This is a genomic window from Schlesneria sp. (genome assembly GCF_036405755.1).
GTDB classification, from domain to species: domain Bacteria; phylum Planctomycetota; class Planctomycetia; order Planctomycetales; family Planctomycetaceae; genus Schlesneria; species Schlesneria sphaerica.
Genome location: NZ_DASWWZ010000087.1, coordinates 1 through 11839, shown reverse-complemented (window position 1 = coordinate 11839; position 11839 = coordinate 1). Strand labels below are relative to the sequence as shown.

The following is an 11839-nucleotide window of genomic DNA, read 5'->3' as shown; positions in this document are numbered from 1 at the left end:
AGCACGATCGATCGGATGGCATCCACGTTTGGACACTTAGTCAGGACGGGCCTTCGGGGGTGTGAGGTCGATGGCGAGGAAACGCGTTACTGGGTAATCTCGGTCGAGTTTGCCCCCCCGGAGCTTTAGACAGGCAAACGAATGTTGACCGAATTGTCAGAATAGTTACAATCGGTACTCACGGAAGATTCGGAAGGTTCCGCACTATCAACGGATGACGAAGAATCGGCATAGTGGATAGTGAACGGGTGAATTCATGGATCGCGAATTCGCCACCTTCTTGTTCGACAAACTGTGGAAGCGGGTCTCTCACGAGGTGTCGGGAGATCTCTTTCAGCCCGGGGACATCCGCGGGCGCGCCCCTGCAAAGGATGGAGGAGCTGCCGTATGAAAACTGTTTTTACAACCGGCGAAGCCGCCAAGATCTGCAAAGTCAGTCAGCAGACAATCATTCGCTGTTTTGACTCGGGACAGCTGCGCGGCTTTCGCGTCCCCGGTTCACGTTTTCGCCGGATTCCTCGCGATATTCTCTATCGGTTCATGAAAGAGAACAGCATCCCTACGGATGCCCTCGAAAGTGGTCGGCGCAAGGCCTTGATCGTTGACGACGACGTGGAACTGGTCGAACTGATCCGGGATGCGCTGGAAGCAGACGGCCGATTCGAGATTCGCGTCGCCAACAACGGCTTCGATGCAGGTATGATGGTCAAGGAATACCGTCCTGACATCATCGTTCTCGACGTGATGCTGCCCGATATTAACGGCAAGGAAGTTTGCCAGCGGGTTCGTATGGACTCGGCCCTCGACGGGACAAAGATCATCTGTATCAGCGGGATGGTCGAGCAAGACAAGATTGCGGACCTGAAACTCTCTGGAGCGAACGACTTCATGCAGAAGCCATTCGAAATCGAAGCTCTGGTGGAACGGATGTGCAAATTGCTGGATGTCGAACCGGTTGAGGCATAAGCTCGATCGGATGTTTGAATATTGATGAGGTTGAGGACGATGGCGCGCCATCGTCCTCAATCTCATTTTATGACTGGGCTCAGTCCAGTACGTGGTCGGTGACTGTCGGTTGGTCCAAGCGTCTTCCCAAAATTCACTTCGATGAAGAGTGCTATTGTAATGTCTGCCCCCCTCCAGACGTATGCCACACGCGACTGAGAAAACGAGGCTCTGATTGATGGCCGAACCAGCGGAGAGACCCGAGACGCCGATCGACGCGCAGAAAATCTTCGTGCTGCCCGACAGGGACCGACTTGAGGCCCTGGCGGAATTCGCCGCGGGGGCAGGCCACGAGATTAACAATCCGCTGGCGACCATCATCGGACGGGCCCAGATGCTGTTGAAAGAGGAACGGGATCCTCAACGACGACAAATGCTCATGTCCATCGGCGCCCAGGCGTATCGCGTTCGGGACATGATCGGTGACGCGATGTTGTTTGGAAGGCCTCCTCAGCCTGAGCCACGGGCCGTCCTGCTGAGCGAGATCGTGGCACAGGCCATCACCAGGCAGGCCGAGTTGCTCGCCAGTGGCAGATGTCAGGTCGTGAACAAGGTCCCGGAGTCCCTGTCTCTGCACGCCGATCCGACACAACTGGCCATCGTCGTTTCCGAATTGATGCGAAATGCTGTCCAGGCGATGCATCCGGAGGGCGGTGTCATCGAAATTTCGGCCCAGGCTCAATTGTCTCAGGCGGTGATCGAAATCACTGACTGTGGGAAAGGCTTTACGGAGATCGAACGTCAGCACGCATTCGACCCGTTCTTTTCTGGTCGACAGGCAGGGAGAGGACTCGGTTTCGGCCTGTGCAAATGCTGGCGAATCGTGGACCAGCATCGAGGGCAGATCGAGATTATGTCAGATCCCGGGGGACCGACGACCGTGAGAATCCTCTGGCCGTGTGCCGAAAAAATGTGAGCCATTTTCGTCATCACGTGGAAGAAATGCGTCGATTTTTGACACACGTAGCGATCCGTGCCAGCGATTAATCCGATTTTCGGTCCCGGACAGGGTTGATAGGTTGTTCTGGAGGTCCCACCAATCGAAACTAGTGGTGATTTCTCGTGACCAACGCCGATCATTATTTTCGGCGGAGCCAGCGGTGACCGCTGGCCCAAGACCCGTTAAATTCTGTGTAGTTGACACAAGTTTTTAAACTTCGCCAAATTGCCAAATATTGAGAGTCTTCAAATGCCATCACGCGGCAAGCTGCAGGGGATCTTCACACCAAACATCGTCCCTCTGAACTCGAGAGGTGAAATCCATGAGAGTGAACTGCGACGGTATGTCGACTGGCTGATCGAAAAAGGGGTGCATGGCCTCTATCCGAACGGCTCGACGGGTGAGTTCACGCGATTCACGGTGGAAGAGCGAATTCGGATCATGGAGATCATCTGCGATCAGGTCCGTGGACGGGTTCCGGTGCTCGCCGGGGCGGCCGAAGCCAATGTGAAGGAAACCGTTCGGGCCTGTGAGAAGTACTACGAGCTGGGTGCCACCGCAGTCGCGATCGTGGCTCCCTTCTACTACAAGTCGAGCCCTCGCGCGGTTTACGCCTACTTCAAGGAAATTGCGGATAACACGCCGATCGACGTGACGCTGTACAACATCCCCATGTTTGCCAGCCCCATCGACGTGCCAACCGTCAAGCGACTCGCCGAAGACTGCCCCAAGGTTGTCGGGATCAAGGATTCTTCCGGCGATATCCCGAACATGATCCGCATGATTCAGGCGGTTCGTCCTTCACGTCCGGAATTCAGTTTCCTGACCGGATGGGACGCCGCTCTGATGCCCATGCTGCTGATTGGCTGCGACGGGGGGACCAACGCCAGTTCGGGTGTTGTCCCTGAGCTGATGCGAAAGCTGTACGATCTGACGCTCGCGTACCGGATCGACGAAGCCCGCGAATTGCAGTACGACATCGTCACCTTGTTCGATGCGATGCTGTTCTCGGCCGAGTTTCCTGATGGATTCCGTACGGCAGTCCGCTTGCGTGGCTTTGAAACGGGTGTCGGACGTCAGCCTCTCAGCGACGATCAGCAGGCTGATCTGGCCAAACTTGCCGACAAACTTCAGTGCATGCTCTCACAACACGGCTTCACGGACGAACCGCTTTCCGGTTGTTCCACGGGGCTGGGAGGTTCGTCCAATCCGGGCGAAGTTTCCACGATCGTTCACGCGGTCGTAGCAGAACTGAAACGTCGCGGCCTGGCATGAGGTCTGACGGAAAAGTTCTGGTTCCGAGGCAGGTGGACAGGATGAGCACGATTATCGCCCGTCGCATCCGTCTGCGTTCGTGAGCTGACTCGACCGGGGACGAGACAATTTGAGGGCGGTGCCGTTGCCGGCATCGCCCTCTTTGTCGTAAACGTGCAACGAAGCTGCGACATTTCCTGGCGAGATGGTCCGCGAGCGAGGATAGGTCCACGTCGGATCTCGCGGCCCCCCTTCCCTGCTCTCGTCAATCAAACCTGGTCGGATGCCGCGTCGAATGAATTTGCTCTGCGGTCGCAAGGCAAGACGCTCGATCGTGCTGAAGGTCGCCGTTATCCGGGAGAGAACAGCTTGTAAGTCTTGTATCCGCCGCCGATATTGACCACGTCGGTGAACCCGGATTGCAGCAGGATCCGGGTCGCCAGATAGCCTCGTTGACCTACCTGACAGTACACGGCGATCGGCTTGTTCGCTGGCAGTTCTTTCAATCGCTCGCGCAGGTCGTCGACCGGAATATTGACGGCTCCCGGAATCGCTCCTTGTGAGAATTCCTGCGGCGTGCGGACATCGATCAGGTAGGGACGTTGATCGGACGCAGTGGCCAGCAGCGATTCCACGTCCGTCTGGGGATGGTCCCCTCGGATCAATCCGCTGGCCACGAATCCCGCCATATTGACCGGGTCTTTTGCCGAGCCGAACTGAGGCGCGTAGGCCAGTTCCATCTCTTCGAGGTCGAATACCGTCATCCGTGCCTGAATCGCCACAGCCAGCACATCAATCCGTTTATCGACCCCCTCACCACCCACGGCCTGAGCTCCCAGGATGAGGCCATCCTTCGGGTCGAACAGGAGCTTGATCGTCATTGGCTGAGCGCCAGGGTAGTAGCCAGCGTGATGAGCGGGATGGACGTAGATCTTGCGGAACGAGCGATTGGTGAATCGCAGAGTTTTCTCAGAGGCACCCGTCATGGCAATGGTTTTGCCGAAGAAGCCAATAATGGCTGTTCCCTGTGTTCCCCGATAGCGACTCGAACGTCCGAAGACATTCTCAGCGGCGATGCGGCCCTGACGGTTGGCAGGACCGGCGAGCGGAACTTGAGTCGGCTCGCCACTTCCAAAGTCTTTGACTTCGATGGCATCTCCCACTGCATAGATATCTGGATCGCTGGTCAGCAGTGTGTCGTTGACCTGGATTCCGCCGCGAGGACCGACGTGTAGTCCCGCATCGATCGCAAGCTGGTTTTCGGGGCGAACACCAATTCCCAGCACAACGAGGTCAGCGGTAAGGTGCTGCCCCGATTTCAGATGAATCATCAGGCCTTCGGACTGCTGCTCGAATCCTTCCGCCGTATTGTTCAGCAGCAGCGTCACACCCTTCTCTTTCAGTACCTGTTCGAGGGGTGCAGTCATCTCTTTGTCGTAAGGTGACAACAACTGATCCTGGGACTGGACGACGGTGGTGGGAATCCCCTTGTGGACGAAGTTTTCCACAAGTTCCAGCCCAATGAACCCACCGCCGACAACGACAACGTGCCGAACTCCCGCGTCGACCGCAGCTTTAATCCGGTCCACATCCTGCAGGTTGCGAAGAGTGAGGATTCCCGGCAAGTCCACCCCCGGGATGGGTGGTTTCATGGGGGCGGCCCCGGGAGCGAGGATGAGTTTGTCGTAGGACTCTTCGTAAACACGTCCTGACGCCTGTTCACGAACGACGATCGTCTTCGCCGCTCGATTGATTTTTTCGATGTTAGAGCTGGTCCGTACATCGAGACGGAATCGGCTTTTCAACCGTTCACTGGTCGTGACCAGCAACTTGTCCCGGTCGGCGATGGTGCCGCCGACATAGTAGGGAAGACCGCAGTTCGCGAACGAGACATCGGGGCCTCGCTCAAAGACGATGATCTCAGCAGATTCGGAAAGTCTACGGGCACGGGCTGCGGCCGAGGCTCCCCCAGCGACACCACCGACAATCAGCAGTTTCATGGATCGTCCGTTCTGTTGGCTCAGTTTGTCTGGCACGTGCCCGAATCGGATTGACATTGATTCCACGGCATCCTGGCCAGAATCATTCCCATTCCGCAAGTGTCCGTGATTCCGGCAAAAACGAGTCCGGCACCAACGAACGCAGACAGTCCGTAGAAATAGGGATGCACGAACCAGCCGAGCACGACCCCGGTGAGAACGAGCGAACCGGCCGCGATTCGGACCTGCCGTTCAAGCGACATGGCTTTCTTGCCGCGCACGACGGGAAGCCCGGCTGCGACACAGGCGCTCGTTCCCCCTTCGACATTGACCACGTTGGAAAATCCGGCTTTCACGAACTTGTCACATGCCTGCTGACCCCTGCTTCCGGACTTACACACGATATAGAGGGGTTCGTCCCCCGATCCCTTCCGCGACTTCATCAGAGCGGCAGGATCAAGCTGGTCGAGAGGCACGTTTCGGGCGATGTCGACATGGACTTCACGAAACTCAACAGGCGTTCTGACATCGATCAGTTCGACGCTTTTCCCCTGCTGACGAAGTTCCGCAAATCTGGCCGGTGAGATACTCGATGCACCCATGGTAAGCTCCTGTAGTTTCCTGACATCACGCAGAACGGAAGCCTCGCGTCGTTCCTCATCGCGAGAGGAGACGGAGTTATTCCGATTCGCTGCCAAACCGCCCTTCGATGCATGCCATCAGGTCTGAAAGATGAGACTCGATGACTTTGTAGTACGTTTTCCGTCCCTCTTTTTCGCTGACCATAAATCCGCAACGCTGCATCAATCGCAGGTGTTCAGACGCCATGTGACTGGGGATTCCGCATGCTTCGGCGAGTTCCCCAACCGTATAGCGTCCATGCAGCAACATCTGCACGATCAAGAGGCGATGCGGGTGGGCAAGCGTCTTGAGGCACTCGGCAGCTCGTTCCCACGATTCCATCGACAGATTTTTGGGGATGTTGGTCGTGGTCTTCATCTACGTTCCTCATTGACCAAGGTATCGGAACATTTCGACAGGTCAATCAGTTTTTCCGGACGCGACAACGCAGGAGAAACGGTTTATTCACGGAATGATTTGGAAACAAAAGGGTTACTTTGTCAGCCCAGCACCGCCCGGCAACTTGTGCCCGAGCTTGTCCCGTTTTGTGGCGAGGTAGAATTCCCGCTGTTTTTCCGTCGGGGCGATAATCGGAATCTGCTCGACCACCGTCAGGTCAAAACCCGGGAAGGCATTGATCTTTTGCGGGTTGTTGGTCAAAAGTCGAACGGACGACAGGCCCAGATCCTTCAGAATTTGCAGCCCAACCCCGTAATCGCGCGAGTCGGCTTTGAAGCCCAGCTTGTGGTTCGCTTCTACGGTGTCATAACCCTGGTCCTGTAACTGGTACGCTTTCAGTTTCGCCAGCAGGCCAATTCCCCGCCCTTCCTGAGGAAGGTAGATGACCGCGCCGGTTCCTTCCGTGTTGATCATTCGCATGGCCATGTGCAACTGGTCGCCGCAATCGCACCGAAGCGAATCCAGGACGTCACCGGTGAAACAGGAAGAGTGGACTCGTACCAGGGGCGCTGGAACGGACTGAAGATCACCCCAGACAATCGCGAGGGGTTGTTGATCTTCGTGCTGCACGCTGTAGGCAATCACCTTAAATTTGCCGTAGTCACGCGTTTCGAAGGGCGTTTCGACCTCGCGCGTCACCAGTTGCTCACGGCGGCGGCGGTAGCGGATGATCTGGTCAATCGAAATCAGCGGAATATTGAGCTTGCGAGACAGCGACGAAAGTTCTTCAAAGTCGGCCATCCCTCCACCCTGTTCGCTCAGGATTTCGATCAGGGCACCGACCGGCTTCATGCCTGCCAACCGCATCAGGTCGACAGTCGCTTCCGTGTGTCCGGTCCGCCTTAAAACACCTCCATCCTTTGCCAGCAGCGGATTGAGGTGACCGGGCCGAACAAAGTCGGCAGCCTGGCAAGTTGGATCGCTCATCGCCAGAATTGTCTTCGCGCGATTATCGGCACTGACCCCACTGCCGGCATCCCGATGATCAACGGGGGTCATGAACAGTGTCTGGTTGGGAGCGGTGTTCTTCTGACTATCGACGATCGGTGACAACCCCAGCCGATCCGCGGTTTCCTGCAAGACAGAAACACACAACAGCCCTGCACCGTAGCGCAACATGAAACTGACGAGTTCAGGAGTAATCTTCTCCGCTGCGCAAACGAAGTCACCTTCGTTCTCTCGTTCTTCCGAATCGACGACAATGACCAGGCGGCCGGACTTGATCGCGTCGAGTGCATCATCAATGCTGGAAAAGGGATCGGAAGTCGAAGAGGCGTCGATCGTCATTTGCATTTGCCGAAAAAACGGAAAGTGGGAAGCATCATTGCGAGGAATTGTAGGCGGGAGGACCACCGATGTGAGGATCGAACGAGCGGAATTCAAGATTCGACCTGTCGGCCGCCGCACTTCTGAGCGGGCCGACAGGTGATTCCTGATCAGGGGTGGCTACGTTCGATCCGGGCACATCGATCATCATTTCGCCAGGTCGACGCAAAGCAGTTCCTTGTCATTGCGAACGTACATTCGCTTGTTGGCGAAAGCAGGAGCACACCAGACGACGTCACGACCGAACGCCGTGTTGGTGGCATCGATCACATGCGATCGAGAGAGCTCGGTGAAGCCTTTCGGGGTCAATTGACCGATAATCAGGTCTCCGGTTTCTGCAAACATCCAGAACTTGTCGGTGGAACCTGAACGAACCAGGAAGACTGTCCCGCTGCCCACTTTGCGTTCACCCAGAGGCTGCGGAGTGGTCCAGGTGATCTTGCCGCTCGGGATTTCAAAGCATCGTAAATCACCGCTCTGATCCAGACCGTAGACCTTTCCGTCCATCAGGAATGGCTGTACGTTCACGGGAGAAATTCCCCGTTTCGCCTGATCTCGCCACACCGTTTTCGCGCCGGGTTTATCGGCCGCTAATTCGATCAGGATGTTCTTGTTGTTATATCCGCCGACGAACAGGTGGTTTCCATGGTGAATCGGCGTCATGATGATCGAGCCGTTGTCACCCTGGTAGTCCTGTTTCCACAGTTGCTTGCCAGTTTCTGGATCAACAGCGTAAATCGAATCGGGACTGCACAGCACAAGCTGACGGACACCAGCCTGCTGGATGATCAGCGGGGGGGAATAGCCTTGCTCACTCGCGGTCCCGGTTCTCCAGATCTCTTCGCCCGTGTTCTTGTTCAGAGCGACGCAGTGGGAACCTTCACCTCCCGCGATCACAATAAACTTATCACCGTCGATCAACGGCTGGCTGGCGTATCCCCAGAGTGCCGCTTTCGTCTTGTATGTTTCTTTGAGGTTCTTTGCCCAAAGCACTTTCCCATCGTCTGCGTTCAGGCAGGCAAGTTGCCCTTCGGCCCCTTGGGCGTACACCTTCCCCTCATGAACCGTGGGGGTACTGCGGGGTCCAGCAGGGTAAGAAATGGAATAGGTTTCAGGGTGAGGCTGTGACCACAGCAATTTGCCCGTCTTTTCGTCCAGGCACAGCAGGCGCTCGGTCCCGGTCGAAGCCTTGCGGTCAAAATTGTCGATTTTGACATCGTCATCAGTGACATAGTCGGTCACATAGACTTTTCCGTTCGCTACGGCAGGACCTGAGTATCCCCCAGCCACCGGGGCTCGCCAGACAATTTTAGGCGTTTCCGGCAACGTTTCGACGAGGCCTGTTTCACGCCAGACGTTGTCTCGTTGAGGACCCATCCACTGCGGCCAGTCGTCTGCACGAGCGACGGTGGAAGTGAGAAGAATCAGGCATAGCCAGTTGCGTGACATAGTTCAATCCTGAGTTGTGAAGGAAGCCAGACGGTCGAATCTTAGCATGGGGGGGGATTTTTCGTCATCTGTGCAAGGCGGAAAGCGAACCTCGCCGTATCTCCACCCACAGCGGAGATGCCACACGGGGGAGTACGTTGTCATGCCGGAACGGGTGTGCCGATTTGAAAATGCCCCGTGAAACCTCACGTCACGGGTCTGGTTCGGTCGGTCCTCTCACCGAATGGGGGGCGACTACACAATTCAGGAGCGCGCCGCAGGAACTCGTCGTCCCCCGCGGAAAATTTCCGCTGAGACCTACAGCGATTGCAATGCGTTAAGCAGTCTGTCAATTTCGCCAGACGTGTTGTAGTGCATCAATCCGACACGAATGACGCCGTCAGGTTCGAGTCCCAGGTTTTCGGTCACTTGAAGCGCGTAGAAGTTACCGTGGCCGACGAACAGTCCCTCCTGCCCCAGTCGGTCAGCGACGTCAATCGCTTTAAACCGGTCGTGCACAAAACTGACCGTGGGGGTGCGATCGGCGAGACGATCAGGGCTCGTCAGTCCAAAGACCTTCAGTTCGGGAATTGTCAGCAACCCATTAATCAACTTTGCACTCAGATTACGCTCGTAGGTGCCGATGGCCGCATACGCTGAGCGTAATCGATCTCTGAGTGATGTGGCGGAATTGTCGACCTGCTGTCCCAGGGCTGCCAGGTATTCGACGGCACTCTTCGTTCCTGCGATTCCTTCGAAGTTCTGGGTTCCCGTCATCCACCGACCGGGCAGCGTTTCGGTGACGGGCCGCAGCTTGTACGGAGTCAGCGACGTTAACAGGTCCCGTTTTCCGTACAGGACGCCGACGTGGGGGCCGAAGAACTTATAGGCCGAACAGGCCAGCCAGTCGCAGCCCCACTCTTCGACGTCGGGAAGACTGTGCGGGGCATAGTGGACGGCATCCAGAAAGACCTGAGCTCCAACGGAGTGTGCTCGCTTACAGATTTCCTGAACTGGATTCAGGGTTCCGACGAGATTCGATGCGCAGCCCACGGCGACCAATCGGGTCCTGTCGGAAAGTTTCGAATACAGGTCTGCCAGGTCGAGTGTGCAATCGGATTTGTGAAAATCGACATACCGGACAACGGCTCCCGCGTCTTGTGCCGCGAGCACCCACGGAGTGACATTGCCATCATGGTCCAGACGAGTCACGACGATTTCGTCACCGGCCTGCCATGTTCGACTGAGGGCGCGGCTGAGGGCGAAGGTGAGCGTCGTCATATTCGCGCCGAAGATGATGGATTCAGGATGAGCCGCGTTGAGAAAGACTGCCAGCGTCTCGTGCGCCGACTCCAGCAACTCGTCACTCTCTCGGGCAGTTGCGTACTGTCCGCCCCGATTGGCGTTGGTGTGGAGAAGGTAATTTCCAATCGATTCGGCGACGCGTGATGGGACCTGGCTTCCCCCCGGTCCATCAAAATAGGCCGCAGGGTGGCCGGAGACTGTGCGGCGAAGTGCAGGAAACTGATTTCGGCACCAGTCAATCGGAAAGTCGGTGGCTGAACCCATTCAGGTTGTCCGTGAAAGAGAGGGAATACAGAGTGAGCATGGCAGTCAGTGAGTCACTCTTCGCGACGATAATGGCCGGCTATTCAAATTGCCACTCGTCAGAAGCGACGGGCCGGCTGCGGCTTCACGGGGGGGTGGTGCTCTGTGGGAGGCAAGTCACTCCGTCGAATGATCGTTCTCTGCGCCATCATCAACTGCTCCTTTTCCGCAGCAGATCACAGAAGCGAGCTGGAGTCTCGGAACGGTGGTGCTTCCGATGACGTTATTGTTTCAGAGAATCGTTTGCGTATACTTTTTGTTATGGCCCGTGAAATTCGGAAAATGCTGGTCCTTCTTACTGTCGGCGGAGAACTGCGATGCACGCTCTCATGATCAGTCTGGCGTTGTTTGGGCAGGCCGAATTGGACAATCTTCCCCTTCCTCCCGCCCCCGCCCCGGTCGCTGCGGCAGCTCCCTCCCCCGCGACAGCCGAACAGGTCGAAGATTTACGGGCGTGGTTACTGGCTCAGTTGATCGTCGATATGTCATTCGATCCTCAGAAGTCTGCGGAAGTGGAACGGATGCTGGGGCGGATGAATGAACGACAGGTCCGCGCTCTGGTCGCGGCTTATCGAGAGCGAGCTGCTCAAAAAGAGCAGAAACCCCGCGTTCAAATCGAAACCGGCGAACAACCGGCGATGGACCAGGCAAAACTGGATCTGCAGCAGGCGGAAGCTTACCGGGACCATCTGAAACGGGAGTACAACCGACGTCTGCTTGAAGGGCAGATGACACAGAATCTGGTGAGACAGAACCTGATCAACAGCCAGCAGGTGATGCTGATGTCGAATGGAGCCTACGGGTACAATTCGTTCGGTGTCGGCGGGTTGGGCTGGGGAGTCGTCAATTACGGCGGGTTCGGATTTGGTGCCCCCGGTTTTATGAGCCCTGTGATCTATGGAAACACGGGTTTCGGCGGGTGGGGTGTCTGGTAATCTACTGCTGGCAGTAAGTGATCGGAGTCTCTCCGAGACTGTCTGAATCAGTACTGTCTGAATCAATGGAGTGAGTCCCGCACATCTGCGTCGCGGGGGTTTTGAGTCTGGTGAGAGGATGACAATGTCGAGTGCTTTACGTGTGCTGTTGACGGACCGTGCCTGGCCTGATGCGGAGATTGAAAAGAAGATTCTGGGGGCCGCCAGGGCAGAACTGGTTGAAGCAACTGCCACGGATGAAGCGACACTCATTGGCCTGGCAAAAGACGTTGACGCCATTGCGA

Annotated in this window: 10 protein-coding genes; 4 read left to right on the top strand and 6 right to left on the bottom strand. The window is 56.5% G+C overall.

Annotation, left to right across the window (positions count from 1 at the left end; genetic code table 11):
• The first annotated feature begins 387 nt into the window (after window positions 1–387).
• The 3 genes from VGE80_RS02935 to VGE80_RS02925 all read left to right on the top strand — a co-directional run bounded on the left by VGE80_RS02935 (window position 388) and on the right by VGE80_RS02925 (window position 3220).
• On the top strand, window positions 388–966 hold the full coding sequence (locus tag VGE80_RS02935) for a response regulator (RefSeq protein ID WP_373652989.1): 579 nt from the start codon (window positions 388–390) through the stop codon (window positions 964–966).
• A gap of 217 nt (window positions 967–1183) precedes the next feature.
• Window positions 1184–1921, top strand: coding sequence for a sensor histidine kinase (locus VGE80_RS02930; RefSeq protein WP_397569336.1), 738 nt, complete (start codon window positions 1184–1186; stop codon window positions 1919–1921).
• 273 nt (window positions 1922–2194) lie between these two features.
• Window positions 2195–3220, top strand: coding sequence for a dihydrodipicolinate synthase family protein (locus tag VGE80_RS02925; protein WP_373652987.1), 1026 nt, complete (start codon window positions 2195–2197; stop codon window positions 3218–3220).
• Window positions 3221–3549: 329 nt separating this feature from the next.
• Here the strand turns inward: VGE80_RS02925 and VGE80_RS02920 are convergent, their stop codons facing one another.
• From VGE80_RS02920 to VGE80_RS02895, 6 genes are all read right to left on the bottom strand, one after another.
• Complete coding sequence (locus tag VGE80_RS02920) at window positions 3550–5199, bottom strand: FAD-dependent oxidoreductase (RefSeq protein WP_440591618.1); 1650 nt, start codon at window positions 5197–5199, stop codon at window positions 3550–3552.
• Window positions 5200–5219: 20 nt separating this feature from the next.
• Window positions 5220–5780, bottom strand: coding sequence for a rhodanese-like domain-containing protein (locus VGE80_RS02915; protein ID WP_440591617.1), 561 nt, complete (start codon window positions 5778–5780; stop codon window positions 5220–5222).
• A 76-nt stretch (window positions 5781–5856) separates the two neighbouring features.
• A complete protein-coding gene (locus VGE80_RS02910) occupies window positions 5857–6177 on the bottom strand; it encodes an ArsR/SmtB family transcription factor (protein WP_373652984.1) in 321 nt (106 codons plus the stop codon).
• Window positions 6178–6291: 114 nt separating this feature from the next.
• Entirely contained in the window at window positions 6292–7545 is a 1254-nt protein-coding gene (ribA, locus tag VGE80_RS02905) for a GTP cyclohydrolase II (protein ID WP_440591616.1), read from the bottom strand.
• Window positions 7546–7731: 186 nt separating this feature from the next.
• Window positions 7732–9033 carry a PQQ-binding-like beta-propeller repeat protein gene (locus VGE80_RS02900; protein ID WP_397569339.1) on the bottom strand — a complete coding sequence of 434 codons (1302 nt, stop codon included), beginning with the start codon at window positions 9031–9033 and terminating at the stop codon, window positions 7732–7734.
• A gap of 297 nt (window positions 9034–9330) precedes the next feature.
• Complete coding sequence (locus VGE80_RS02895) at window positions 9331–10581, bottom strand: cysteine desulfurase-like protein (protein WP_373652981.1); 1251 nt, start codon at window positions 10579–10581, stop codon at window positions 9331–9333.
• Window positions 10582–10937: 356 nt separating this feature from the next.
• Here VGE80_RS02895 and VGE80_RS02890 point away from each other — a divergent pair, with 356 nt between their 5' ends.
• The gene (locus VGE80_RS02890) at window positions 10938–11555 is read left to right on the top strand and encodes a hypothetical protein (protein WP_440591615.1); all 618 of its coding nucleotides are present in this window, start codon (window positions 10938–10940) and stop codon (window positions 11553–11555) included.
• Window positions 11556–11839 lie beyond the last annotated feature (284 nt).